Source organism: Thermoanaerobacter brockii subsp. finnii Ako-1 (assembly GCF_000175295.2).
GTDB lineage: Bacteria > Bacillota > Thermoanaerobacteria > Thermoanaerobacterales > Thermoanaerobacteraceae > Thermoanaerobacter > Thermoanaerobacter pseudethanolicus.
The window spans coordinates 24,018-47,052 of record NC_014964.1 but is presented as its reverse complement, the minus strand read 5'-3'; the positions used below and the strand labels follow the sequence as shown (position 1 = coordinate 47,052).

At 34.1% G+C, this 23,035-nt stretch carries 32 protein-coding genes, 3 tRNA genes and 1 other annotated feature; of the genes, 8 read left to right on the top strand and 27 right to left on the bottom strand.

The genetic code is table 11. The features are described 5' to 3' along the window. Nucleotides 1–17: 17 nt before the first annotated feature. From ltrA to THEBR_RS00195, 13 genes are all read right to left on the bottom strand, one after another. Entirely contained in the window at nucleotides 18–1,430 is a 1,413-nt protein-coding gene (gene ltrA, locus THEBR_RS00255; protein WP_012268831.1) for a group II intron reverse transcriptase/maturase, read from the bottom strand. 455 nt (nucleotides 1,431–1,885) lie between these two features. Further along, nucleotides 1,886–2,530: a DUF6710 family protein gene (locus tag THEBR_RS00250; RefSeq protein ID WP_012268830.1), complete on the bottom strand. Its 645-nt coding sequence runs from the start codon at nucleotides 2,528–2,530 to the stop codon at nucleotides 1,886–1,888. Between the two features lie 46 nt (nucleotides 2,531–2,576). Continuing rightward, nucleotides 2,577–2,906, bottom strand: coding sequence for a hypothetical protein (locus tag THEBR_RS00245; protein WP_012268829.1), 330 nt, complete (start codon nucleotides 2,904–2,906; stop codon nucleotides 2,577–2,579). A 23-nt stretch (nucleotides 2,907–2,929) separates the two neighbouring features. Then, complete coding sequence (locus THEBR_RS00240) at nucleotides 2,930–3,217, bottom strand: hypothetical protein (protein WP_012268828.1); 288 nt, start codon at nucleotides 3,215–3,217, stop codon at nucleotides 2,930–2,932. Between the two features lie 300 nt (nucleotides 3,218–3,517). Beyond that, entirely contained in the window at nucleotides 3,518–3,787 is a 270-nt protein-coding gene (locus tag THEBR_RS00235) for a hypothetical protein (protein ID WP_012268827.1), read from the bottom strand. Between the two features lie 2 nt (nucleotides 3,788–3,789). Then, nucleotides 3,790–3,972, bottom strand: a complete 183-nt coding sequence (locus THEBR_RS00230) for a hypothetical protein (protein WP_013570758.1) — start codon at nucleotides 3,970–3,972, stop codon at nucleotides 3,790–3,792. Beyond that, on the bottom strand, nucleotides 3,969–5,006 hold the full coding sequence (locus THEBR_RS00225; RefSeq protein ID WP_012268826.1) for a ParM/StbA family protein: 1,038 nt from the start codon (nucleotides 5,004–5,006) through the stop codon (nucleotides 3,969–3,971). The genes THEBR_RS00230 and THEBR_RS00225 overlap by 4 nt, the downstream gene beginning before the upstream one ends. Before the next feature lie 59 nt (nucleotides 5,007–5,065). Continuing rightward, nucleotides 5,066–5,533: a PIN domain-containing protein gene (locus THEBR_RS00220; RefSeq protein WP_012268825.1), complete on the bottom strand. Its 468-nt coding sequence runs from the start codon at nucleotides 5,531–5,533 to the stop codon at nucleotides 5,066–5,068. Further along, nucleotides 5,526–5,783: a UPF0175 family protein gene (locus THEBR_RS00215; RefSeq protein ID WP_012268824.1), complete on the bottom strand. Its 258-nt coding sequence runs from the start codon at nucleotides 5,781–5,783 to the stop codon at nucleotides 5,526–5,528. The genes THEBR_RS00220 and THEBR_RS00215 overlap by 8 nt, the downstream gene beginning before the upstream one ends. After that, complete coding sequence (locus THEBR_RS00210) at nucleotides 5,780–6,466, bottom strand: HD-GYP domain-containing protein (protein ID WP_012268823.1); 687 nt, start codon at nucleotides 6,464–6,466, stop codon at nucleotides 5,780–5,782. The genes THEBR_RS00215 and THEBR_RS00210 overlap by 4 nt, the downstream gene beginning before the upstream one ends. Nucleotides 6,467–6,483: 17 nt before the next feature. Continuing rightward, on the bottom strand, nucleotides 6,484–6,762 hold the full coding sequence (locus THEBR_RS00205; RefSeq protein WP_012268822.1) for a hypothetical protein: 279 nt from the start codon (nucleotides 6,760–6,762) through the stop codon (nucleotides 6,484–6,486). Between the two features lie 46 nt (nucleotides 6,763–6,808). Next, nucleotides 6,809–7,813 (bottom strand): helix-turn-helix domain-containing protein, encoded by a 1,005-nt coding sequence (locus tag THEBR_RS00200; RefSeq protein WP_012268821.1) that lies wholly within the window; start codon nucleotides 7,811–7,813, stop codon nucleotides 6,809–6,811. A 182-nt stretch (nucleotides 7,814–7,995) separates the two neighbouring features. Beyond that, nucleotides 7,996–8,364 (bottom strand): hypothetical protein, encoded by a 369-nt coding sequence (locus THEBR_RS00195; protein WP_012268820.1) that lies wholly within the window; start codon nucleotides 8,362–8,364, stop codon nucleotides 7,996–7,998. Between the two features lie 189 nt (nucleotides 8,365–8,553). Here THEBR_RS00195 and THEBR_RS00190 point away from each other — a divergent pair, with 189 nt between their 5' ends. Next, entirely contained in the window at nucleotides 8,554–9,297 is a 744-nt protein-coding gene (locus tag THEBR_RS00190) for a hypothetical protein (protein WP_012268819.1), read from the top strand. On the opposite strand, the gene THEBR_RS00185 is transcribed toward THEBR_RS00190, so the two are convergent. From THEBR_RS00185 to THEBR_RS00175, 5 genes are all read right to left on the bottom strand, one after another. After that, on the bottom strand, nucleotides 9,281–9,622 hold the full coding sequence (locus THEBR_RS00185; protein WP_012268818.1) for a hypothetical protein: 342 nt from the start codon (nucleotides 9,620–9,622) through the stop codon (nucleotides 9,281–9,283). The two genes, THEBR_RS00190 and THEBR_RS00185, sit on opposite strands and share 17 nt — an antisense overlap. Nucleotides 9,623–9,666: 44 nt before the next feature. After that, nucleotides 9,667–9,831, bottom strand: a complete 165-nt coding sequence (locus tag THEBR_RS12195) for a hypothetical protein (protein ID WP_012268817.1) — start codon at nucleotides 9,829–9,831, stop codon at nucleotides 9,667–9,669. Nucleotides 9,832–9,897: 66 nt separating this feature from the next. Then, nucleotides 9,898–10,026: a hypothetical protein gene (locus tag THEBR_RS12570; RefSeq protein WP_013570756.1), complete on the bottom strand. Its 129-nt coding sequence runs from the start codon at nucleotides 10,024–10,026 to the stop codon at nucleotides 9,898–9,900. Further along, complete coding sequence (locus THEBR_RS00180; protein WP_012268816.1) at nucleotides 10,026–10,355, bottom strand: helix-turn-helix domain-containing protein; 330 nt, start codon at nucleotides 10,353–10,355, stop codon at nucleotides 10,026–10,028. Before THEBR_RS00180 ends, THEBR_RS12570 begins: the two co-directional genes overlap by 1 nt. Nucleotides 10,356–10,440: 85 nt before the next feature. After that, nucleotides 10,441–10,650 carry a helix-turn-helix transcriptional regulator gene (locus THEBR_RS00175; RefSeq protein WP_012268815.1) on the bottom strand — a complete coding sequence of 70 codons (210 nt, stop codon included), beginning with the start codon at nucleotides 10,648–10,650 and terminating at the stop codon, nucleotides 10,441–10,443. A gap of 151 nt (nucleotides 10,651–10,801) precedes the next feature. Here THEBR_RS00175 and THEBR_RS00170 point away from each other — a divergent pair, with 151 nt between their 5' ends. From THEBR_RS00170 to THEBR_RS00155, 4 genes are all read left to right on the top strand, one after another. Then, nucleotides 10,802–11,191 (top strand): helix-turn-helix domain-containing protein, encoded by a 390-nt coding sequence (locus THEBR_RS00170; RefSeq protein WP_012268814.1) that lies wholly within the window; start codon nucleotides 10,802–10,804, stop codon nucleotides 11,189–11,191. A 5-nt stretch (nucleotides 11,192–11,196) separates the two neighbouring features. After that, the gene (locus tag THEBR_RS00165) at nucleotides 11,197–11,550 is read left to right on the top strand and encodes a hypothetical protein (protein WP_013570755.1); all 354 of its coding nucleotides are present in this window, start codon (nucleotides 11,197–11,199) and stop codon (nucleotides 11,548–11,550) included. A 27-nt stretch (nucleotides 11,551–11,577) separates the two neighbouring features. After that, nucleotides 11,578–12,345, top strand: a complete 768-nt coding sequence (locus THEBR_RS00160) for a phospholipase D family protein (protein WP_012268813.1) — start codon at nucleotides 11,578–11,580, stop codon at nucleotides 12,343–12,345. 63 nt (nucleotides 12,346–12,408) lie between these two features. After that, nucleotides 12,409–13,530 (top strand): site-specific integrase, encoded by a 1,122-nt coding sequence (locus tag THEBR_RS00155; RefSeq protein ID WP_012268812.1) that lies wholly within the window; start codon nucleotides 12,409–12,411, stop codon nucleotides 13,528–13,530. Between the two features lie 84 nt (nucleotides 13,531–13,614). Here the strand turns inward: THEBR_RS00155 and THEBR_RS00150 are convergent. The 5 genes from THEBR_RS00150 to lepB all read right to left on the bottom strand — a co-directional run bounded on the left by THEBR_RS00150 (nucleotide 13,615) and on the right by lepB (nucleotide 16,253). Further along, nucleotides 13,615–13,691 (bottom strand) — tRNA-Arg (locus tag THEBR_RS00150). Nucleotides 13,692–13,876: 185 nt separating this feature from the next. After that, nucleotides 13,877–13,970: transfer RNA gene (locus THEBR_RS00145), tRNA-Ser, on the bottom strand. 33 nt (nucleotides 13,971–14,003) lie between these two features. Beyond that, nucleotides 14,004–14,093: transfer RNA gene (locus THEBR_RS00140), tRNA-Ser, on the bottom strand. An 82-nt stretch (nucleotides 14,094–14,175) separates the two neighbouring features. Beyond that, nucleotides 14,176–15,447, bottom strand: a complete 1,272-nt coding sequence (gene serS / locus THEBR_RS00135; protein WP_009052033.1) for a serine--tRNA ligase — start codon at nucleotides 15,445–15,447, stop codon at nucleotides 14,176–14,178. 36 nt (nucleotides 15,448–15,483) lie between these two features. After that, nucleotides 15,484–15,674 (bottom strand) — a binding site (T-box leader). Between the two features lie 48 nt (nucleotides 15,675–15,722). Then, entirely contained in the window at nucleotides 15,723–16,253 is a 531-nt protein-coding gene (gene lepB / locus THEBR_RS00130) for a signal peptidase I (RefSeq protein WP_009052034.1), read from the bottom strand. 137 nt (nucleotides 16,254–16,390) lie between these two features. On the opposite strand from lepB, the gene THEBR_RS12190 reads away from it, so the two are divergent. The 3 genes from THEBR_RS12190 (at nucleotide 16,391) to ytvI (ending at nucleotide 19,466) form a co-directional block, all read left to right on the top strand. Further along, complete coding sequence (locus THEBR_RS12190; RefSeq protein ID WP_003867384.1) at nucleotides 16,391–16,561, top strand: hypothetical protein; 171 nt, start codon at nucleotides 16,391–16,393, stop codon at nucleotides 16,559–16,561. A gap of 307 nt (nucleotides 16,562–16,868) precedes the next feature. Further along, nucleotides 16,869–18,254 (top strand): IS200/IS605 family accessory protein TnpB-related protein, encoded by a 1,386-nt coding sequence (locus THEBR_RS00125; RefSeq protein ID WP_232195923.1) that lies wholly within the window; start codon nucleotides 16,869–16,871, stop codon nucleotides 18,252–18,254. A 147-nt stretch (nucleotides 18,255–18,401) separates the two neighbouring features. Further along, entirely contained in the window at nucleotides 18,402–19,466 is a 1,065-nt protein-coding gene (gene ytvI, locus THEBR_RS00120; RefSeq protein ID WP_013570754.1) for a sporulation integral membrane protein YtvI, read from the top strand. Between the two features lie 17 nt (nucleotides 19,467–19,483). On the opposite strand, the gene ribH is transcribed toward ytvI, so the two are convergent. The 4 genes from ribH to ribD all read right to left on the bottom strand — a co-directional run bounded on the left by ribH (nucleotide 19,484) and on the right by ribD (nucleotide 22,970). Continuing rightward, nucleotides 19,484–19,948 (bottom strand): 6,7-dimethyl-8-ribityllumazine synthase, encoded by a 465-nt coding sequence (ribH, locus tag THEBR_RS00115; protein WP_012268810.1) that lies wholly within the window; start codon nucleotides 19,946–19,948, stop codon nucleotides 19,484–19,486. 77 nt (nucleotides 19,949–20,025) lie between these two features. Further along, on the bottom strand, nucleotides 20,026–21,216 hold the full coding sequence (locus tag THEBR_RS00110; RefSeq protein ID WP_003867387.1) for a bifunctional 3,4-dihydroxy-2-butanone-4-phosphate synthase/GTP cyclohydrolase II: 1,191 nt from the start codon (nucleotides 21,214–21,216) through the stop codon (nucleotides 20,026–20,028). A gap of 37 nt (nucleotides 21,217–21,253) precedes the next feature. Then, nucleotides 21,254–21,877 carry a riboflavin synthase gene (locus THEBR_RS00105; protein ID WP_003867388.1) on the bottom strand — a complete coding sequence of 208 codons (624 nt, stop codon included), beginning with the start codon at nucleotides 21,875–21,877 and terminating at the stop codon, nucleotides 21,254–21,256. A 10-nt stretch (nucleotides 21,878–21,887) separates the two neighbouring features. Beyond that, a complete protein-coding gene (gene ribD, locus THEBR_RS00100) occupies nucleotides 21,888–22,970 on the bottom strand; it encodes a bifunctional diaminohydroxyphosphoribosylaminopyrimidine deaminase/5-amino-6-(5-phosphoribosylamino)uracil reductase RibD (protein WP_012268809.1) in 1,083 nt (360 codons plus the stop codon). Nucleotides 22,971–23,035: the final 65 nt, after the last annotated feature.

The window sequence follows — 23,035 nt, the reverse complement described above, 5'->3', positions numbered from 1 at the left end:
CGGTATACGGCGGTTCATTAGGAATTGTGTACAATTAGATATCTTTGGGATAAACTCTTATAACCTATGCTTTCAAAGTATTTATTTGTAAGAGTCTTATTTAGGATTGGGCTATTGGATATTCTCCAGTAGCCTTTCCTTGTATTGGCGTATTCCCAGGCTTTTTGTTCTTCTACTCCTAGTTTTACTAAGTTATCATGCTTCGTTTTTATCTTCTTCCATTGTTTCCATATACATGCCCTTAGTCTTCGCCTTATCCATTCGTCAAGGGTTTTCATTATGCTTTTCGCGTCTGCTAATCCAAAATAGTTGACCCATCCTGTTGTTATTTGATTTAGTCTTTTTATTCTGTTTTCCATGCTTATTCCCTTGTTCCGATTGGTTATTTCTCTTACTTTTTCCTTAAACCTTTTGATGGATTTTTCATGGATTCTTATTCTTACTTCGTTTTCTTTTGTGTAGAATGAAAATCCAAGAAATTTTCTTCTCCATGGTCTATCTACAGCACTTTTTGCTTCGTTGACTTTTAGTTTTAATTTGCTTTCTATGAATTTCTTTATGCTCTTCATTACTCTGTTTCCTGCAGACCTGCTTTTTACATATATGTTGCAGTCATCTGCGTACCGACAGAATTTGTGTCCTCTCTTTTCAAGTTCTTTGTCTAGTTCGTCCAACATTATGTTTGCTAATAGGGGACTTAATGGCCCTCCTTGGGGTGTTCCTTCTTCTGTTGATACTTTGATTCCGTTTATCATTACTCCTGATTCTAAGTATCTTCTTATTAACTTTAGTACTCTTTTGTCTCCTATCCGCTTTTCTAGTTTGGACATTATTATGTCGTGGTTTACTCTGTCAAAGAACTTTTCTAAGTCCATATCTACAACCCATGTATATCCTTCATTTATATATGCTTCTGCGGCTTTTATTGCGTCTTTTGCACTGCGTCCTGGTCTAAATCCATAACTGCTATCAGAAAATGTATGGTTGTAGACTCTATTTAGTATTTGGGCTATTGCTTGTTGTATTAGCCTATCTAGTGCTGTAGGTATTCCTAGTAGTCTTACTCCTCCATCTGGTTTGGAAATTTCTACTCTTCGCACTGGTTGTGGTTTGTATTTCCCCTCCAGCAGTTGTTGTTTTATGGTTGCCCAGTTTTCTTTGAGATACGGTAGAAGTTCATCTACTTCCATCCCATCGACTCCATGGCTTCCTTTATTTGCAACAACGCGCTTGTATGCTGCTCTCATGTTTCCTCGTTCTACTATCATTTCAAGCATCTTGCTGGTATATCTTTGTACATCGTTTCTTCTATCTTTTGACGCCGATGATATACTATGCACTTCCGTTGTCTTTTGAAATTCCATTTCTCTATTCAACGGATAGCCTCTTTGTTGAGTTGTCTGCAGTCTCTGCATATCTTTCGAGTCCATAAGATTTCCAAAACCTCCTAACGTTCGGCCCTTCCTTATCTATTCATGACTAGATAAGTACTATGACCTCTGCTGACTTCTCAAGGTTCAACCATACATCACTGTATGGGTTGTCACTTCAGAGTTCACTTTAGTGACTTATCCTTGAGACCTCCCCGGGTAAGAACGATAACTTTCATCTCATATATCTGCCAGATTTACTGTATGGGATTCGGGTAGTGTTGGACTTCGTTTTGTTACGCAAACTCATCCATCCCAATTCAGCCTCTTATCTGGTTCTTGTTCATCAGACCGAGATTTTGCCTTAAGCTTCCTTCAGATTCCACCTCACGATGGACACCCTTGCTCTTGGCTAGTGGTTCCCACTACCAAGCCCACAGCGGACTTTCACCGCCTAGCTATCGCCCATGCCGGGCGCACATAGAAAAACACCCTTGCATAATGCAAAGGTGGTTTTAAGTAATATCCTTCTCGATATAGTGTTTTATCTTTGAGATTTCATAGATAACACCAATTCGAAAATCAAATAACTCCTCTAACTTTTGGTTGTTGTGACTGTTATACCAGTAAAGTCCATCAGTGTGTACATGAGGAAAGAGTTTAGTGACATCATAGTTATTAGCTTTAATATAACCTTTTTTGAACCCAATTCCCGCAGCTGTAGAATGCATTCCGTTATATACAAAACAAATATTTACAGGGGAGAAATAGAAAGCTTTATGATTAAATTCATCGTATTGAAACTCATTTTTACCTATGTTTTTAATACTTTCTCTTATCCTTCCTCTGTGCCACGGAAAGACTAAAATGCATTCTTCGGCTAGGTACACTTTTTTTATTCCTACCACATTTTCATAGATTGACCTTTTTGTTCCCGTTTCGTCATAATAGGAATAAGGAAAAGGCAGAGGTATTCTTACTCCTTTTTCAAAATATTCTTCCCTGTAAAAAATAGCTGTAAGAAAGTCATATTTTAAATCTTCTCTAATCACATCAAGCATAAAATCTAATATCAAAATCTTATCCTCTTTTGTCTTTTCATTTTTTAAGACCTGATGAGTAAATTCAAGAGCATATTTAAACTCATAAGCTTGGTCCACTCTGTCTAGAAAACCCTTCTTTTTTACTTTCTTTTCAAAAAAATTTTTAAGCAGAATCCTGTGCCACCTCCTTTTCTAGAAGCTTAAGGACGTTGTAGTAAATTCTTCCCTGCAGGAAAGGTTCATAATGCATTAGTGAAATTATCTCGTTACATGCTCTCATATATTTTCTCTCGTCAAGAGCTTTTTTTATTTTAACGAGGTAGGGAATATATGAGAAGTGAGTTATGTTTTTCTCATACTTTTTGGAAGGCTTTAATTTCTTTAACTCCTTATAAAAATTCTGCAAAGCCTTTTTTGCCTCTAAATTTTTTTCTTCTCCTTCATCATTCCACCAGCTGTCATAAGGTTCCAAAATAGAGTAAAGTTTCTTCATCTTTACACCTCCCGTAAGTTTATCTAAAGGGACAAAATATCTTCTAGGCTTTCAAGGAGAACTCTTTCATCATCGGAAGTTTCACTTCCAGCATCTTGTTCATGTTCTAAGGTTTGTGGTGGTATTTGTGCTTGTATCCCTGAGTGCTCTAATTTTTCTAATGTGGCTTCAATTTTTGCTATTTTGGCTCCGAAGTCTCTGTAGAAGCGCAGAGCATTCTTTATGTATTGACTTTTGTCTTCCTTTAATGATTCAAGAAGCTCCTCAATGTCCTTATCTTCTTTATTTGTGCGGAAGCTGTAGACTTTCAATTTACTTCACTCCCATTTATGTTTACACCTTCAAAAGCAGTTAGAAGAGTAGGGAAGAGGAGGTAAATTGTAAATTTGTATTACAACCCCGATTTTTAACTGCTTAAAGATGTAATACAAAATTAAAAATAAAGCTTTGTAAAAGCAGTTTTTTCAACGATTTGAATGTGTAAACATTCTATTAAAAGTAGATGTAATACAAAAATAAAAATAAGCCTTTGCTTTGCTTGAAATATAAGGCTTAGAAAGTATAAACATTGTTTTATTATACTTGTAATACATTTTTAAAAAAGAAAAAGATTAAGCGTCCATATCTTCTAAATTATCATCTGTAAACATATCTTCTTTAGCTTTGCTATCATAAGTTGATTTAACTTGTTCAACTACGGTTTCTTTTGTGAGTTTGTTTTTAATAAGCTCTATAGAAATTTCTCTTTCAGGTTCAAGCGTAACCACATGGCTTTTATCCTTCTGATCTATAAGCATGTGGCCGGTAAGCTTCAGCTCATCCCACATTTCATAAACTTTTTCTTTCATGCTTTTCTTTTTAGGAAGAGTTATTTTTATCATCGTTATATTCCTCCTTCAATATCATTTAAAATTTTTACAATATTCTTATCTTTATTTTCGCACACTTGTATGATGTACTTTATTTCTCTCCTTGTGAGATATTTCTTTTCTCCCGTGTAGTAGTCAACCATCTGCTTCATTAATTCCCATGCGCCCTTGTAATCCAGATCCCTTTCTTTTATCATTCCCTATCCCTCTCTTTTTTCTCCTCCAGTTCGGCTACTTTAAGAAAGCCTTTTGCATTGGCAAACTGAGAATTTTTAACCAGCACTGTGTTTTCATACAGGTTCTTTAAGCTGTCAAATAGGCTTACTGCCCCACCTCCCGCTAGGAAAATTGTGTTGAAGAAGTCCAGCTTGCTTCCCCATACAGCCTTTATTCTGTCCTGTATTACACGGGATATCTCAAGCTTTACCTCATTCAGCTCTTTTTCAAAGTTCAAAACTTTTCCTCTGTAAAATATGCTTCCTTCATTCACAAGCTGAATGAGCTCGGGTATATCAAGCTTAGAGCCGGTCTTCTGAGTAAATAATTTATCAGCAGCATTGTTTAGCTGAGACATGCCTATGTCTAAAGTACCCGAAAGGTCTTCTCTCAGTGACAGCTTCCCATCGACAACAAAAACTATATAGTCTGTTGTTCTGTAGCCTATGTCAATAAGCCCTATGTAGCTTCCTTTTATGAGGTACTTCTGCAAATCGTCCATTATGGCATAGTACACTGCGCCTGCAGCTTGAGGGAAAACTGTTACCCTGTCGAATTTGACTATCTTTAAGATGTTGTATCCTTTAAACTCAACAATTGCTTTGAAATTTTTAAGCATATCTCTAAGCTCGTCTTTCTGATGGATGTACTGCTCTAAAGGAAGGCCTGACACAATGTGTACAGGCTCATCATTTGAGGGAAATAGAAGTGCTGAGGCACTGGCTAGGACCGCTTTTGTGTTAGGATGATTTATTTTATTCTCATCAAAGGCATAGCTTACATTTCGCCCTTCTCTTCTTGCTAAATCACCAATAAAATATTCCTCCTGCTCTTCTTTCCCATTTCTTAAAACTACGTGCATATTTTCAATAAGGTTGTTCAGATTCTGACCAAACAGCCCTATTAGATTTCTCTGATATGCATTCCCAACTAGGGAAGGAAAAAGGACCATTCTTCCTGTTTCATTTATCCCCTTGGTATATCCATATCCCAAATCAAGCCCTATTTTAAACATTTTGAACACCGCCTCCTTTGAACTTTTTACAAAAATAAAAAACGCCTTAATCGGCGCATTTACTTTTCTCCACAAATTTCTAAGATTTCATTGTACAGCTTTTTATCGATATAAAACTTTTTCTCTAACATTTCATCCATCACTGGTTTTACTTCTTTTAAAATATTTTTTTCTTTTGCTTTTACTAAGACCCCTAATGTACCTGTCACAGTTAATCCTAGATTTTTTGCATGTTTTCTTGCAAGGTAATCATCTATTATACATAAATCAGCATTAATTTCCTTTGCCAAAATCATTACTTCTATTTCACCTTTATGAAGACTTACAGGAAAAAACTGCTTAGCTTCTTTGTTTTTTATATTTACTACTTTTATGAAATCATAGTTTTTAGAATTTCCAGTAAAATTCACTTCCTCGAAAACACCAGAAGGTATATATATTGTCTCATATAGCTTTTTCAAAATCTCAATTTTACTAATATTTGAAAGAATTATTAAAGGTGTAGAATTAGCAACAACTTTACGCATTTTTTATGTCCTCCAGAAGTTCTTCTTTGTTATCGAAAGAAAAGATACTTGCATCAAAATTTGAGAGGTATTTTATAAACTCTTCTTCGCTCATTTCAGCAAGGACAGCACACTGACCCAGAGAAAGCTTTTTTTCTTTGTAATACCTAACTGCTGCTGTCCTTTTTAATTCGGTTATGAACTCATCTTCGCTTTTCTTGAGGCTTAAAAGTATTTCTGCTGGAATTTCTATTTTCTTTGTTATCTTCATACAACCACCTTCTTTTCTTCTTTTACTTCATTATACCACATTTCAGCAAAAGCAATTACTACTTTTTCGTCAAACTGCTTACCTGCTTCTCTTTTAAGCTCATCTAAAGCTTCACTTATACTATTAGATAGTTTATAGTGCCTTCCGCTTATCATCACTTCAAAAGCATCACACACAGAAAGAACTTTTGCTAAATAAGGTATCTCATCTCCTTTTAGCCCGTAAGGGTAGCCCGAGCCGTCTACTCTTTCATGATGAGCTTTAATAACAGCAGTAATTTCTTCAGAAAAGCCTCTTTCTCTAAGCCACTCAGCACCCTTTGAAGGGTGAAGCTGTATTATTCGCATTTCAAAGGGTGATAGAATACCATTTTTTGAAAGGGCGCCAAAAGGTATTAAGAGTTTTCCTACATCATGCAGCAGTGCAGATTGAATGAGAATTCTCTTTTCGCTTTCATCAAGAGAAAGAGCTTCTGCTGTTCTTCTGCACAGCTTAGCAGTTCTTGTCTGGTGGTCTAAAACATACTTCTGGTAAAACTCTGCATTTTCTTCTTTGATGAGTGTTAGAATGTTTCTGTTGTTTGTGCATTTTCTGCACACACTGCAGTTTCCGTCACAGTAGCCTCCAGCAATTTCAAGCTTATAGTAGCCGTCATAATCTAATACCAGAAGTGCAAATTCCACAAAAACACCTCTTCTCATTAATGTTTTAGCTGTTTTACAAAGGCTTTATACTCTTCGTACTCTGGGAGTAAAAGCAGAACTAGAGCTGAAATGTATACACCTTTTAAAAATTTAGCCTCCTCACCAAAGTGTTTTTTTAGAGCCTCTAAGATTTCATTTGCGAGTTCAAAAGCATCTCCAACTTTATCCCTTTTTGCTGTAGACTTCAATGCTGTTTTTATAAACTTTGCAAAGTCTTCATTTTCCTTGTTTTTTAAAAGCTTTTTAAATTCTTCCGTTGTGATTTTCGTAAGCATTCACCTCCTTCTGAGAATTTTTTACAAAGGTTCTTCTAAAATTACATCACGAATCGTCAAATAACACTTTTTCATCTTCTAGTGATTCGTTATTACTAGATAAAAATTTTCCCATACTGTGTTCAAGCAGCTTCCTCTCCAGCTCTTCTACATCATAAGTCCTCTGGGTATAGCTGTTGAAATAGTTCTTAGGTGGAGCAAACTCTTTCTTCAGCTTTTGTTCCTGCTCAAAAGGATGTGTATCCCAATTTTCCTTAAGTGCAGAAACAATAAAGCCTTCCGGGTTGTCAATTTTATTCCTTGACATTGCTTTCTCTAAATAAGCTACAGCGTTCATTACTTTTTCAGCAGAGTACTCTTCTAAAAGGGAAGCAAAAAAGGAGAGTTTATCTCTCCCTGTGATTTTTTTGTACTGTTTATTTATTTCAGCAACAACCCCAGCCGAAGGCTGGGAATTTGTTCCGCCGTTAGGCGGGTTGTTGTTTATATATTCTTCTGTTTTATATTTTTCTGTTTTATTATTATTCTGTTTCGTCTGAAATTTTTTCAGTGGGGGCTCTGTTATTTTTTCAGAGGGGCACTGAAAATTTTTCAGTGGGGCACTGAAATTTTTGCAGAGGGGGTCTGAAATTTTTTCAGTTGCCTCCTCTTGAATTTCTTCTTCAACAGCATCCTCAAATGGGTTTGTCTCTTGCTCTTTCTCTTCAAGAAGTGATATAATTTTTTCGAAAAGGCCTGTGAAGTCATAATAGTTTGCTATTTGTCCGCCGCGTTCATTGGTACGACTGATGACACGAAGATACCCTTTTCCTATGAGAGAGTTTTTGTAATTGTGCAGAGTACGCTCGGAAACTCCGGTGTACTCTGCCATTTTTCTTAGTGAAGGCCTTGGCAGTTCTGTCGTCCATTTAAACCGAAGTATCTGAGCTACAAACCAGCATTCCCCAACAGACAGCCCTAGTTCTTTTTGGAAAGAAAAAACAGCATCAGGGATGCTGGCAATTCCACTTCTGACGATAACTTCACCAAATCTGGCAGTAAAATTTGACATGAAGACAGCCTCCTTTTATTCACCTTCTACTTTCTCTTGAAGTTATTAAAATAAAACCTATTATTAGCCCCAAAACTATGCCAAAGAAAATACCGGCTGCTAGACCGGCAGTATAAAGAGTATGCAAGTTTTAACATCTCCTTCCATAAAAATACTCAATAAAATAGAAAAAACCGGGCTTATTAAACGCCCAGTTTTTTGCTTAACTCTTTTATGCGGTTGTCGTGATATAATGTTTTAACTGTTAGGTTATTTACATCCAGCTGGAGCATATCAATTTTTTCGTCTATCTCATCAATCTTTTCGTGAAGAAGCTGTCTATCATCAAATAAAGCTCTTACTTTGTCGGTAATTTCAGTATCTATCTTTATTCCTAATTTTTTCACTTCTTCCTCTACCACTTTTATCTTTTCTTCTATTCCCGTTATTTTGCCTTCTACTCCTGATATTCTTTCTTCTACTGCATCAAATCTTTTAGCAAATTCATCAAATTTATTGCTAAACTCAGTATAAACTTTTTCTAATAAATAAAGGATTTTATCTTCATTCATAAGAAAGCCTCCGTCCATTTTGCTTTCACTACGCTTTTGCTTTTATTCTATGATATTTTTAAGGACAATTCAAGTCCTAATTTGGTAATTCTTACATAGTAAATTTCCATTATTTTTAATTTTTTAGAATATATGCCGATGTATATATACGTATAAAATAAAATTAAATGGAAAGGAGACCTAAACGACATGAAAGAAAAAAGTTCTAAAATTTTTTGGTCCTTATTAATGTTTCTTGTTATTTTACTCTATGCAGTATTAAATATGATGGTTGATTGGAGTAACTACTTGGTCGTCAACTTAATTTTATTTTTCATTTTTAAAAGCTATTTTCAATACAACCTTTATACTACAATTGTATTGCTCATTTTCATTCAGGGCATTTATTTAATAGTATTTTTTATAACTTCCATCTTTTATTTTAACAGAATACATCTTTCAACAACCTTTATAATGAAAAGAAGCCTATTCCGAAAAGATTCATATAAAATTAATGCCTCAATCCATCCAATAACCTTTTTGTGTATCAAAAAACATGAAAAACAATTTAGGAGTAAAATATCCAAATACAATAAACTAAGAAATAAAACGCTTTTCTTAAATAAAAATCAATTTTTCTCCCAAATTATGGCCAAAGATTTTAATTTAGCAATACAAAATATTATGAAAATAACTCAGAAAAACAAGAATGTAAAGACAGTGACTTTTAAAACCCATGAAGTATATATAGATAAAATCCAAAATTTAATTGAAAAACTCACCTATGCTAATCAATACAATGTTTCTATAAAACAAAGAAAATGGGATCGCCTGTATATAGAACCTTTTGCTTATCTATCATTATGGCAATCAATTGTATATATTCTAAAACATCCGGAATCCTTATGGAGACGTCGACCTGTTTATGAGGTAAAGATTAAAAAAATCTCATAATAAGGAAAATAACAAAAGGTACTATAAAATACAAACCGGAAAATACTAAAAAATCTGTAATATTAACTGTTTCAATCTCTTTTAAAGTAATTTTATGCACCAAACAAGAAAATGCTTCCGATACAGGTTCAATTGTAAAAATTCCAATAAGGGAAATAGTTATATATGCAATGAATAAGAATCCTGTACCTTTTATAAAAGATAAATTTGAAATTATCACCTTGTAATCGACAAGAATAAATATTATATGAGATAAAATAAAAAGTCCAACTGAAACTAAAGCTATCATAAAGTCCCATATAGAATTACTAATTTTATTTAACATTTTATTGTCCTCCTAAATCTGCAAATTTTTAATATTATAGTGCACTATACTCTAAACTGTTTCAAAACATTCTTATGTACATAAACCGACCTAGGTAAATCCACCGGAACTCTTGAAACTGTAGATTTATTAACTCCTAATATTTTTGCTATTTCCACAATCTTTAATTTATCTTCAAAATAATATTTTCTTACTAATTCTACATCCACAAAATACCCCTCCAATAACTTATGCAACTTTTTTGTTCCGTATTTTGGGCATAGTTCTCCTATATATTAGGTTTTTATCATCAATTTCCAGCCTTCATCGGCTTTTTCTATTCTGATTGGAACTATTTTCATAAGAGCTTCGGCCAGTTTTATAAGCAAATCTTTATTCTTCATTGGCTTAAATTCAATCCACATTATCTTCTTCCTCCTATTGCTACTACTTTACTGCTGCCTTTTTCTTCTTCAAATTTCTTCTGCATCCATTCTTCTAAGCCTTTTTTAGGAATTATTATTTTCTTGCCGTGTACTTTTAGTGAGGGGAAGTCTTTATGCTTTGCAAGCTCATACATATAACTTCTGCTTACACCCAGCACTTTTGCCGCTTCATCTATTGTATAAGCATCAAGTAGGGATAAAGGCTTTTGTTCTTCTTTATTCTTTTCTACATTATTGAGAAGCTGGATGATTTGAGTTATAACGTCCGTAATGTCAACTTCAAATTTTATGGTTATTCTGTTGTCCATGATTTTCTACCTCCTTATGTAAAATTGGAAGAAATAAGGGTATAATAAGGACAGATAATGCTTACGTTTAAAAACTTATTCTAAGTTATTGTTGCGAACTTTTAGTTCGATTGTTTGCTAAAAAAATTTCGTCTACAGTGGTGTTAAAGAAATTCGCAATCTTGATTGCAGTTTCCATACCGGGAATCCTACCACGTTCAATTTGAGAAATATAGTCTGGAGTTACTCCAAGATTCTTTGCTAATTCTTTTTGTGTAAGTTTGTATTTTATTCTTAACTCTTTCAGCTTATTCATTAGTAACCCTCCTGCATGAACTTACTGTTCTGAGTCTGCTTATATTATACTGAACATTTAGTTCTATGTCAAGAACTTTTTGTTCATTTAAATACAAAAATCGAACTTTATGTTATAATAAATCCAGATAAAAGAAAGTGGTGAAAGGAATATGTTAGGTAAGAGAATAAAGGAACTAAGAAAGAAAAAAGGAATAACTCAGAAAGAATTGGCTTCATATTTAGGTATTTCAGACAGAGCAGTAGGGTATTATGAAAGCGGTCAACGAACTCCTCCTCCGGACATATTACAAAAAATAGCTGATTTTTTTAATGTTTCTACCGATTATCTTCTTGGAAGGACAAATATATATAATCCTGCTGACGAAATCACTGAAGCAGTTTTTGATGATCCAGAACTACTAGAGTTTTGGAGAGAATTAAAGGAAAGGGAGGATTTAAAGCTTTTATTTAAGCAGACCAAGAAGCTTTCTCCTAAGGATATAAAACAGATAATTCGAATAATAAAGGCTATAGAAGATGAAGAAGATAAGGGGGAATGATTTAATTGAGCAGTATCAATTTACTTAACACTTCTCTCATGAAAGCTTTATTAGATGAGACAATTCCTTTTCATGAAGTTATGAATGCATTTGGTATAAGAACTCACATAGTGTTTAATTTACCTTCAACGGTGCTGGGGTTTACATATGTAAGCAGGAGAGGAAACTATCATCTACTCCTTAACGGAAATATAAACTACGGGACGCAGGTTAAAACTTTCCTCCATGAGATACAGCATATACTGAATGACATGCCACGTTGTGGATACATTATAGGGCTTAACATGGAGCATTTAGAATTGGAAGATGAAGCAGATAAAGTATCGATACAACTGTTTAGATATTTAGTGAAGATCTAATCTTTGTAGAAAAAAAGGGGAGGTTCTATGAATGGAAATTATATTAAACCTTTTATTAGTGACAATGTAAGTTGTTCACTTTACCTTGGAAGAAATGCAGGCGAAAGGATAAAAAATTATATTAGAAACGCAAAAAAGTCAATAAAAATTTTTTCTCCTTATTTTAGTGGGGAATTAATTGACTTATTATTAGAAAAAACAGAAAGTGTAAAAGATATAAAGTTAATTTCTTCATTTAAAATTAGTGATTTATATAACCCTATGAATTCCAACTTATTGAGAAAGATAATTTTACAGAAGCGCCATGTAGACGAAGATTCTGTAAATAAGCGAAAAAGCCTGTATTATTTTACAATGGCTATAGCTATTATACTTGTTCTCTATATTATAGTTTCTGCTGTTCTTTTAAGTACTAAAAATATTAATCTTTTTACTTCGACTCCATTAATTTATTTTTTACTCGCAATCATAATTTTATTTCTAAGAAAAAAAATTATTTCTACCAGAATATATACCTACACGTATTATACCCCTTTCTTTGTTAAATTTATAAATGATGATGGTATTTTCTTACACTACAAACTTTACATAATCGATGATTCATATGCCTTCTTGGGATCTTTAAATTTTACGTCTTCCGGATTTTTTAAAAATTACGAATCATGTATAACTATAAGCGATGAAAATATAGTAAAAGCTCTTTCCGAATACTTCGAATATATAGCTAATAGTCAAATCAATGAAATTGATATTTCATCTTTGGGGCACAGGCTTTACAACGAACCTATTAATTAAACTTTAATGCTTAAAAAACAATTTTATAGTAAATTTACAATAAATCTATAGGGAGGCATTACTATGAGGGGACACATAAGAAAAAGGGGATCTACATATTCAATTGTTGTAGATGTAGGAAGAGATGAAAATGGGAAAAGAAAGCAGAAGTGGATAAGCGGGTTTAAAACAAAAAAAGAGGCTGAAAAAGCGCTAGCAGAAATTATAGCTAAAATTGAAAAAAACGAATTTATAGAGCCTTCAAAGATAACCCTACAGCAGTTCATCAATGAATGGCTCAAAATATACGGCGAACCTAAGTGGGCTCCAAAAACTCTTGTCTCAAACAAATCTCTTATTGATAATTACATAATACCTAATTTAGGTCATATAGAACTCCAGAAGCTAAAACCCGTGGAAATTCAGAAATTCTATAACTCATTAAAAGAAAAGCAGCTTTCTAACACAACAATTAACTATGTACACAGGCTTCTTAATCAGGTTTTGAAATTTGCAGTTAAATGGCAGTATATAGCTAAAAATCCGTGTGAATTGGTAGAAGCACCTAAAAAAGACAAAAAGGAATTTGTAACGTGGAATTTTGAACATGTAAAAAAAGCAAAGAAAATTTTTAAAGATACTCCAATATACATCCATGTTATGATTGCTTTGTACACAGGTCTAAGGCTGGGTGAAATATGCGGTTTAAGGTGGGAAGATATAGACTTTAAAAATCAAACAATAACTGTGCGGCGGACAGCACAGAGAATAGACGGACGGTTCATCTTTAAAGAACCAAAAACAGAAACAAGTAAAGGAATTATATCTATTCCAGACTTTTTAGTTCAAATCTTAAAACAAGAAAAAAACAAACAGCTGCAGAACAAACTGATTTTTGGCGAAAAATATATAACTGAGTACGAAGGTTTTATAAGTGTCTGGGAAGATGGTAGATTTAAAGAACCTGATTATGTTACAAAAAAATTCAGGAAAATTCTTAAGAAACAGTCTGATATACCGGTTATAAGATTTCATGACCTGAGGCACACACATGCAACTCTCATGCTGCGCTCTGGAGTTGACTTAAAAATCATCTCTAAAAGATTAAGGCACGGGCGGATAAGCACTACTGCAGATTTTTACTCTCATGTAGATTTAGAAATGGATAGAGAAGCACTGAGAAAATTAGAGTCAAATTTATCTTAAAAAAACAACTCTCACCTACAAGGTGAGAGTTAATTTTTGATGTTTGCAAAATGTTTGCAAATTGAGGTTGTAAGGTTCTCAAAATGGTGCGCCCGGAGGGATTCGAACCCCCGGCCTTCTGATTCGTAGTCAGACACTCTATCCAACTGAGCTACGGGCGCAAAAGTCTATCATATATAATAGCACATTTTAAACAGGTTTGCAAATGAAGAAAAAGCTAAAAAAGTTGCAAAAACACTTTTATAACCAATGTAGAAAAAGATATCTCACCTGATGCAAATGTAGATGTAACAGTAATACTTGGAAAAGATAAAAAATAATAAAATAGAGCAACCACATAATAAAATGGCGGAGAAGGAGGGACTCGAACCCTCGCGCCGGGTTATCCCCGACCTACAGTCTTAGCAGGACCGCCCCTTCACCATCTTGGGTACTTCTCCACGTTGGTTGCTTATAAAAAAATATTAACTTTCTGGCGGAGAGGGTGGGATTCGAACCCACGGCTCCGTGAAGGAGTCACTGGTTTTCAAGACCAGCTCCTTAAACCACTCGGACACCTCTCCCCGCTGGGACGATATAAAGTATATCATACCCCAGCTTTATTGTCAATATGCTTATATAGTATAATATTGGAAAACAATATATTTATTTCTTTATCACATCTACTTTCATGTAGGGCCTTAAAACTTCTGGTATTACAACAGATCCATCTTCTTGTTGATAATTTTCTAATATTGCAGCAAAAGTTCTTCCTACAGCAACTCCAGAGCCATTTAAAGTATGGACATATTGTGCCTTCCCACCATCTTTAGGCCTATACTTTATATTAGCTCTTCTTGCTTGAAAGTCTTCACAATTGCTACAAGAAGATATCTCTACATATCGTCCATAGCTTGGCATCCACACTTCTATATCGTATTTTTTAGAAGCAGTAAAGCCTAAATCTCCTGTGCATATGACCACTACTCTGTAAGGAAGTCCTAACGCCTGCAATACTTCTTCAGCATCTCTAGTCATTTTTTCTAACTCTTCATAGGATTTGTCTGGCTCTGTAAATTTGACAAGCTCAACTTTATTAAACTGGTGCTGCCTTATAAGCCCTCTCGTATCTCTCCCTGCAGAACCTGCCTCTTGTCTAAAACAAGCGCTATAAGCACAGTGGTATATTGGAAGCTTGTCTCCATCTATTATTGTATCTCTGTACATATTGGTTACAGGCACTTCTGCTGTAGGTATCAAAAAATAGTCTGTGCCGTAAACTTTAAAAGCATCCTCTTCAAACTTAGGAAGTTGACCTGTGCCAAACATGCTTCTTCTATGTACCATAAAGGGAGGAAACACTTCAGTATAGCCATGTTTTTCAATGTGTAAGTCCAGCATGAAGTTTATAAGCGCTCTTTCCAAACGAGCTCCAAGTCCCTTGTAAAAAGTAAACCTTGAGCCTGTTACTCTCGCTGCAGCTTCAAAGTCTAAAATATCCAACTCTTGTCCTATTTCCCAATGAGGTTTTGGTTCAAAGTCAAATTTTCTCGGTTCTCCCCATCTCCTTATTTCAACATTATCTTCATCACTATCGCCAATTGGAACACTCTCATGAGGTATATTAGGGATTGTCCATAAAATTCGCTCTAATTCTTCTTCTACTTCTTTTACCTCTTGTTCCATTTCTTTAATCTTATCCGATAATTCTTTCATTTCAGCAATCAAATCGCTAGCATCTTTGCCTTCTCTTTTTAGTTTTGCAATATTGTCTGATTCCACATTTCTACGATTTTTTAATGTTTCCAACTCCACTAGCATTTGTCTTCTTTTTTCGTCTAATTCTAAAAACCTATCTATATCTGCTTTTTCTCCTTTAAGCTCTATAGCTATTCTTACAGCCTCTGGATTATTTCTTATCCTCTTTACGTCTAACACTTTACCACACCTCCCTTAAAAATAATTCCCGTCCCATAAAGGGACGGGAATGCCGTGTTGCCACCCTCTTTTGGCTTAAATAAGCCCTCCACATGATTTAACGGTCGCCCGAAGGTCATTATACCTTAGCTCCGGGATGGAATTCATAAGTAAAACTTACTGGTTCGCACCCACCACCAGCTCTCTTAAAAGTTTATACTTACTACTCGTCCCTTCATTGCCGACAATATTATGTTTTTTAATATTATACTACTTTATAACACTACTTTCAATAACTATTTTCCAGACATAGAACCAATTCGATCAGGAGGCCAAATTCTAAAAACTATTTTGCCCAAAATTTGGTCTTTTGATACATACTTGTGCTGCCAAAATCTACTGTCCATAGACTCATTTCTATTATCACCTAACATAAAATAATGACCCGGTGGGACGACATATGGTCCAAAATTGCCTTTCATAGGTTCTTTTATATAGGGCTCCTTAACTACTTTTCCATTTCTTATTAACTGACCATTTTTTATTTCAATCACATCTCCACCAATGCCAATAACTCTTTTTACAAAATTAACTTTTGGGTCGTCAGGAAAGCGAAATACTACAATATCTCCTCGTTTTACAGGTTCAAACCTGTATATAAACTTGTTTACAATGAATTTATCATTTATTTGAATAGTATTTAACATTGAACCTGTGGGTACATCTACCAATTCAAAAACATAAGTCCTTATAAACAGTGCAATCAAAAAAGCAAGAGCTATAGTAAATATCCAGCTTAATATTTCCTTTTTTATGTTTTTGCTCATATTTTCTCTCCTCACTTAAAAGTACAGTGATATTATAGCATAAACTTCAAACAAATTCTAATTTTTTTATTTTGTATGCATATTTTTCTAATATATGTCAATAATAAAATTAAAGAATTATTTGGGAGAGATGTAAAATGAGAGAAATAGAATATCTTTTAGATTTGGCAGAAATAAAAGATACAGAGTACAAAAACTTGCTGGCTTTACTTTCTTTAATAGATTTATTAGTAGAAAAAGGAATTATAACGCGAAGGGAGCTCGCCCAAAAGTCAAAAGAAATAGCAAAAATAAAAACCGCCCTTTAAAAATCCGTTTCGGCGGATTTTTTATTTTTACAATAGACTTTCATTAATTCTCATATTATAATAAAGAGAAAGGAGGTATCAACAGTTGAAATAAAAAGTAAAAAACGGTATAGTTTTAATTAAGTGATGATAAGTGCTATTAAACATAAAAAGATTAAAACTATGCGATATAAACAAAATTACATTAATGAATCGAAGAAAAAGGAAGATTGACAATACTTGTTAGAACATCAAAAAGACAAAGGGGCAAAAAAACATGATAGTAATACAGGCTAAACTTATTTTCCTAACTTAACAAGACAAACAAATAGTGCTGGATTTAATGAGAAGATGGTCATCATGTATAAGATTTGCGTACAAAAGGCTTCTACAAGGCTATGATAGAAACACATTAAAAAGAGACCTTCAGGGAATTTTCAATTTAAACTCAAGATACGTAGATGACGCAATAATGAAAGCAAGAAGCGTATTAGAATCCTCCAAAGAATTAGGGAATAATCCAAAGAAAGTAATTTTTGGAGAGAAAGATTTATTTAAAAAACTTCAAAAACGCCATATAACTGGGAAAGAGTATCAAAAGCTAAAAACAAAATGGCAAGAGAAAAGAAAAGGAAATCTCTATTCAAGAGGAGATAAAAGCAAGAAAGGAAATCTCAACACAAGAATAGAAGTAAAAGAAAATGGCATTTTTTTAAGGATAAATGTGGGAAAAAGAAAATACATATATGCCAAAATAGAAGCAGGCTATAAAAAGAATAAGAGCAGAGAAGAACTCCTACAGGAAATCGCCGAATCAAACATACCTTACTCTGTAGAATTAAAACTCAAAAATGGCAGCATATACGCCTATTTTTCTATTGAAGAAGAATATCCAGAAACAAAAATAACAAAAGAAAAAGGGGTCATAGGAATAGATGTAAATGCATATCCAGACAACATATCATGGGCAGAGACAGATGAAAAAGGAAATCTAATAAGTTATGATAAGATACCAATGCCAGAGCTATCAAGTGGAAATAAAGACAAAAGAGAATACTTTAGATGGCAGTATGCCCATGAGATAGTAAAAATAGCAAAAGAAAAACGAAAAGCGATTGTGATTGAAGAATTGGACATAAAAGAAAAAGGAAAAAGAGGAGACTTTTCAGGAAGAAAATCAAGGAGAATAAGACATAACTTTAGCTACAAATCACTTCTTTCAAAAATAAAAACACTAGCAAAAAGAGAAGGGATAGAAGTAATAGAAGTCAATCCTTCTTACACCTCAATAATAGGGATGTTAAAATATGCACCACAGTATATGACAACAAAAGACATAGCAGCAGCCTATGTAATAGCAAGAAGAGGATTAGGCAAAGAAGAAAAGATACCGAATAACTATGTAAACTTCCTCAACACATTGACTGAAAAGGAATTAGAAGAGTTAAAAGAACATGTAAAATATACAGTCAAAAATAAGCATTTAAAGAAAAAGCATTTAATGGAAATAAACAAAGCAATAAAATTTATACAAAGCCTTGGGAGTGAGTCAGAAAGGGTGCTAAGACCTCTGTACGAAACAAGTTTTAGTACCTATGATTTCTGGCAAGTTCTCAAGGTAGCGGTGGTGACACCACTCTCCCCTGAGAAAGTACCAAGAGACTTCTCTGTCCTGAAGGAATTATTAATTCAGGGCAAGTGGGGAGACTCGTAAGGGCGCAAGTTCCTGCTTCTTGGGGCAGGGGCTATGGCTTTTCCAAAAACCGCCTGCTGGGGCTGGGAAAGCCTGAAGGGCGGACTACAAATACCCCAGCTGCCTAAACTGTCAGTTTTGTACAGTTTGGGTAACCAGGTTAAAACGGTGAATAATTTTCTATTGAGATACGGTGATATAATAAAAAAAACACTGCTCATTGTTGCTGTTTTTATTATATTTTACTTAATCATATTTAAAATTATTCCTTTCTTGATGCCATTTGTAGTGGCTTTACTTCTCGCTGTGATAATCGATCCTGGTGTAAATTTCTTAGAGAAAAAATTAAAGGTGCCGAGAGGATTAGCATCCTTTATTTTACTTTTGATATTAATAGGTGTGATAGGATCACTTATTGCAATATCAATAACACAACTTATATATGAACTAAGTTCTCTTGCGGAAATAAGCACAAATTATGCAAATACTATTAATGACATAATTTTAAATCTTGTTGACAGAATAAGAATGTATTACATATCATTGCCCCCAAATATTACATCCCTTATTGAAAGCAACATGCAGTCGATTTTAAACTATGTATCATTATTTGCAAAAAATCTTGCTACATGGCTTTTGAATTTTGCAACAAAATTGCCTAACTTTTTCTTTATGACTTTGATAACACTTGTTGCTACTTTTTTTATAAGCAAAGATAAACAGCTTATACTAGATTTTATAAAAAGGCAGATTCCATCTCATTGGGCACAGCATGCAAAAAGTATTCAGGTAAACCTTTTAAAGACATTTTTCGGATACCTTAGAGCAGTAGCAACAATAATGCTTATAACCTTTTTGGAAGTTTCCATAGGCCTTGCAATGATAGGTTTTGACTACCCATTTCTATTGGGTCTTCTTGTAACCATTGTAGATGCATTGCCCGTACTAGGTTCTGGTGCTGTCATGGTACCATGGGCGCTTTATAACATCATAATGAAAAACTACATGGTAGGGATATATCTTTTAATACTGTACGGCTTGGTGGTAGTTGTAAGACAAATTATAGAGCCTAAGATTGTAGGTCAGAGTATCGGACTTCATCCTCTTGTTACGCTTTTATCTATGTTTATAGGTGCAAAACTTTTCGGTGCTTTAGGACTTATAATAGGACCTGTATTTGTAGTAGTATTTAAAGCTCTCCAAAGAGCAGAAATTATCCCTCCTTGGAAATAAAATAAGGGCATTTGCCCTTATTTTATTTCCTCCATTAGATTTGCCATCTCTATTGCGGTAACGGCTGCCTCAAAACCTTTATTGCCACCTTTTGTTCCCGCCCTTACAATAGCTTGCTCAATTGTATCTGTGGTAAGAACACCAAATATAACTGGAACTTCTGTATCAAGAGATATTTTTGCAATACCTTTTGATACCTCATTTGCAACATAATCAAAATGGGGTGTCTCTCCTCTTATCACTGCTCCAAGTGCAATTACTGCATCATATCTTTTAGATTCAGCCATCTTTTTAGCTATAAGTGGTATTTCAAATGCTCCAGGTACCCACGCAATTTCAATGTCTTCATTTAAAGCACCATGCCTTTTTAGGGCATCAAGTGCCCCTTCGAGAAGTTTGTTCGTTATAAATTCATTGAATCTGCTTACCACAATTCCAAATTTCTTTCCTTCTGCTATAAGTTTTCCTTCATATATTTTCATAAACTATACACTCTCCTTATTAATATTCTTTCATTATATACTTAATAATTACATTTAATTCATTTTTTTGTAGCATTTTACACTTCCAAAATTAGATGTCCCATTCTTTCCTTTTTTGTTTTGAGGTATTTTTCATTATAATGATTTGGACAAATTTCTATAGAAACCCTTTCTACAACATCAAGACCATAGTCTGATAATTCCATAATTTTTTGCGGATTATTTGTCATAATCCTTATCTTTTTAACTCCTATATCTTTCAAAATCTGTGCAGCTATACTGTATTCTCTTAAATCGGGTGGAAAACCAAGCTTAATATTCGCTTCAACAGTATCAAGCCCTTGATCCTGCAGATGATACGCTTTAATCTTGTTTAAAAGTCCTATACCCCTTCCTTCCTGCCTCAGATAAACTAGTACTCCTCCTTCCTGTCCTATTCTTTCCATTGCCGCATGAAGCTGGTCACCACAGTCACATCTTAACGACCCCAAGATATCCCCTGTAAGACATTCAGAATGTATCCTCACAAGTACAGGTTCTTTATTTATATCTCCTTTAATCAAAGCTACATGCTGTTTCCTTGTTAATATTTCTTCATATCCAACAATTTCAAAATTCCCATACTTAGTTGGAAGTTTCGCCTGCGCTACCCTTCTCACAAGTATTTCATTTTTCATTCTGTACTTTATCAAATCTTCAATAGATATAATTCTCAATCCAAATTTTTTTGCAAACTCCAAAAGGTCAGGCAACCTTGCCATATTTCCATCGTCTTTTATGATTTCGCATATTACTCCAGCGGGTTTGAGTCCTGCAAGAACTGCAAGGTCTACAGCCGCTTCTGTATGCCCTGCTCTTACTAATACACCACCATCTTTGGCTCTTAAAGGAAAAATATGTCCCGGCTTTGTAAAATCTTCTGGTTTTGAATTATCATCTACTAATTTCTTCACCGTCAGTGCTCTTTCAAATGCAGAAATACCAGTGGTACATTCTTTATAATCTACAGATACAGTAAAAGCAGTTTCTTTATGGTCAGTGTTATTCTCAACCATTTGGTAAATGCCAAGCTCATTAAGTCTCTTTTCTGTCATCGGAACACATACAAGACCCCGTCCATATTTTATCATAAAATTAATGTGTTCTCCTGTAACTTTTTCTGCTGCCATAACTAAGTCGCCTTCATTTTCCCTATTTTCATCATCTACCACAATAATCATTTTCCCTTGCTTTATATCTTCTATTGCATCTTCTATCCTATCAAACATTGGTCTTTCCTCCTTAACTTAGAGAAGTCATCAACATCTATATAAATCCATTTTCTTTTAATAAATCTTTTATATCCTTTTTCCCTATTAGTTTTTCTACATACTTAGAAAGTATATCAACTTCGATATTTACACTATCTCCTACCCCTTTATAACCCAATGTGGTCTTAAGCATTGTATGTGGAATAACTGAAACAGTAAAATAATCATATCCATCCTCAACAACCGTTAAACTTATACCATCAACCGCAATACTTCCCTTACGGGCAATGTATTTTGTAAATTCTTTATTGATAGCTATCTTAAATATAAAAGCATTTTTTTCCTGCCTTTTGTCTATGATTTTTCCAACGCAATCTATATGACCAGTTACGATATGCCCACCCATTCTCCTTCCAACTTGAAGTGCTCTTTCAAGATTGACAATGCTTCCAATTTTTAAATCTTTTAAATTGCTTGCTCTCATGGTTTCAGGCATAACGTCAGCTGCAAAACTTTCGTTTGACATATTAGTAACAGTTAAACATACACCGTTAACTGCTATACTATCACCTATTTTTGTTCCCTCAAGGACTTTACTACATTTTATAACAATTTTTGTAAAAGTACCATGTATAATATTTTTAACAGTTCCTGTTTCTTCTATAATTCCAGTAAACATACGCCATAACCTACTTTCTTACATATGCTGTTATTAGTATATCATCATCTATTCTATCAATCTCCACATCTTTTAATTCTATTGAATTTCCTATATCCGAAAAGCCTATACCTTCTACAGGTGTTAAAGCATTTTTTCCTCCTATTATTCTAGGTGATATAAAAAACATAACTTTATCAACAATTCCCTCTTTAAGTGCAGACCAATTTAATGTCCCACCGCCTTCAATCAATACACTATCAATCCCCCTCTCTCCAAGTTTTATCATTAGCTCTTTTAAAGGTACTTTTCCATTGTCGTTCTTTAATATAATAACTTCAATATCCATATCTTCAAGCTTCTTTCTCACATTGTTTGGCATAAGTTCTGTTGTAGCAATTATCGTTTTTGCCGTTTTGTCTCTTATTACATTTGAGTCAAATGGAATTCTACCTCTACTATCCACAATAATCCTTACAGGACTTTTATACCCCTCCAACCTTGTTGTAAGCATTGGGTTATCCTTAATTACTGTATTTACCCCAACCATAATCGCGGATACACGTCCTCTTATTTTATGAGCAAATTTTCTTGATTTCTCATTTGTAATCCATTTAGAATTTCCATTATAACAAGCAATCTTACCATCAATACTCATAGCAGATTTTACTATCACAAATGGAAATTTTGTCGTAATATATTTAACAAATATTTCGTTGAGTTTCCTCGCTTTTTTCTCCATTATCCCCACATGTACTTCTATTCCCGCCTCTTTTAACCTTTTTATACCGTTCCCGCTAACTTTAGGATTTGGGTCTTCCATCGCTATATACACTCTCTTAATGCCAGATTTAATTATTTCTTCAACACAAGGAGGCGTTTTGCCATAATGGCTGCAAGGTTCAAGTGTTACAAACATAGTAGAACCTTTGACATCTTCAACTGCATTTTTTAATGCATTTACTTCAGCATGTGGCCCTCCAAAATATTCATGATAACCCTCACCTATTATTTTTCCATTTTTAACTATTACAGCACCCACAAGTGGATTAGGGTTTGTATGTCCCCATCCTTTTTCAGCCAGTGTTAAAGCCCTTTTCATATATTCTTCCAATTTAATCCCTCCTATACTAAAAAATCCTGAAGGTTAAACCTTCAGGGTTAAAAAACCCCAGAGAA

What these genes read in the sequence shown, in the direction of transcription:
- ltrA (WP_012268831.1), bottom strand. Translation starts at nt 1,430, where the DNA reads ATGGACTCGAAAGATATGCAGAGACTGCAGACAACTCAACAAAGAGGC.
- THEBR_RS00245 (WP_012268829.1), bottom strand. Translation starts at nt 2,906, where the DNA reads ATGAAGAAACTTTACTCTATTTTGGAACCTTATGACAGCTGGTGGAAT.
- THEBR_RS00235 (WP_012268827.1), bottom strand. Translation starts at nt 3,787, where the DNA reads ATGATAAAAATAACTCTTCCTAAAAAGAAAAGCATGAAAGAAAAAGTT.
- THEBR_RS00230 (WP_013570758.1), bottom strand. Translation starts at nt 3,972, where the DNA reads ATGATAAAAGAAAGGGATCTGGATTACAAGGGCGCATGGGAATTAATG.
- THEBR_RS00225 (WP_012268826.1), bottom strand. Translation starts at nt 5,006, where the DNA reads ATGTTTAAAATAGGGCTTGATTTGGGATATGGATATACCAAGGGGATA.
- THEBR_RS00220 (WP_012268825.1), bottom strand. Translation starts at nt 5,533, where the DNA reads ATGCGTAAAGTTGTTGCTAATTCTACACCTTTAATAATTCTTTCAAAT.
- THEBR_RS00215 (WP_012268824.1), bottom strand. Translation starts at nt 5,783, where the DNA reads ATGAAGATAACAAAGAAAATAGAAATTCCAGCAGAAATACTTTTAAGC.
- THEBR_RS00205 (WP_012268822.1), bottom strand. Translation starts at nt 6,762, where the DNA reads ATGCTTACGAAAATCACAACGGAAGAATTTAAAAAGCTTTTAAAAAAC.
- THEBR_RS00200 (WP_012268821.1), bottom strand. Translation starts at nt 7,813, where the DNA reads ATGTCAAATTTTACTGCCAGATTTGGTGAAGTTATCGTCAGAAGTGGA.
- THEBR_RS00195 (WP_012268820.1), bottom strand. Translation starts at nt 8,364, where the DNA reads ATGAATGAAGATAAAATCCTTTATTTATTAGAAAAAGTTTATACTGAG.
- THEBR_RS00190 (WP_012268819.1), top strand. Translation starts at nt 8,554, where the DNA reads ATGAAAGAAAAAAGTTCTAAAATTTTTTGGTCCTTATTAATGTTTCTT.
- THEBR_RS00185 (WP_012268818.1), bottom strand. Translation starts at nt 9,622, where the DNA reads ATGTTAAATAAAATTAGTAATTCTATATGGGACTTTATGATAGCTTTA.
- THEBR_RS12570 (WP_013570756.1), bottom strand. Translation starts at nt 10,026, where the DNA reads ATGTGGATTGAATTTAAGCCAATGAAGAATAAAGATTTGCTTATAAAA.
- THEBR_RS00180 (WP_012268816.1), bottom strand. Translation starts at nt 10,355, where the DNA reads ATGGACAACAGAATAACCATAAAATTTGAAGTTGACATTACGGACGTT.
- THEBR_RS00175 (WP_012268815.1), bottom strand. Translation starts at nt 10,650, where the DNA reads ATGAATAAGCTGAAAGAGTTAAGAATAAAATACAAACTTACACAAAAA.
- THEBR_RS00170 (WP_012268814.1), top strand. Translation starts at nt 10,802, where the DNA reads ATGTTAGGTAAGAGAATAAAGGAACTAAGAAAGAAAAAAGGAATAACT.
- THEBR_RS00160 (WP_012268813.1), top strand. Translation starts at nt 11,578, where the DNA reads ATGAATGGAAATTATATTAAACCTTTTATTAGTGACAATGTAAGTTGT.
- THEBR_RS00155 (WP_012268812.1), top strand. Translation starts at nt 12,409, where the DNA reads ATGAGGGGACACATAAGAAAAAGGGGATCTACATATTCAATTGTTGTA.
- lepB (WP_009052034.1), bottom strand. Translation starts at nt 16,253, where the DNA reads ATGAGCAAAAACATAAAAAAGGAAATATTAAGCTGGATATTTACTATA.
- THEBR_RS12190 (WP_003867384.1), top strand. Translation starts at nt 16,391, where the DNA reads ATGAGAGAAATAGAATATCTTTTAGATTTGGCAGAAATAAAAGATACA.
- ribH (WP_012268810.1), bottom strand. Translation starts at nt 19,948, where the DNA reads ATGAAAATATATGAAGGAAAACTTATAGCAGAAGGAAAGAAATTTGGA.
- THEBR_RS00110 (WP_003867387.1), bottom strand. Translation starts at nt 21,216, where the DNA reads ATGTTTGATAGGATAGAAGATGCAATAGAAGATATAAAGCAAGGGAAA.
- THEBR_RS00105 (WP_003867388.1), bottom strand. Translation starts at nt 21,877, where the DNA reads ATGTTTACTGGAATTATAGAAGAAACAGGAACTGTTAAAAATATTATA.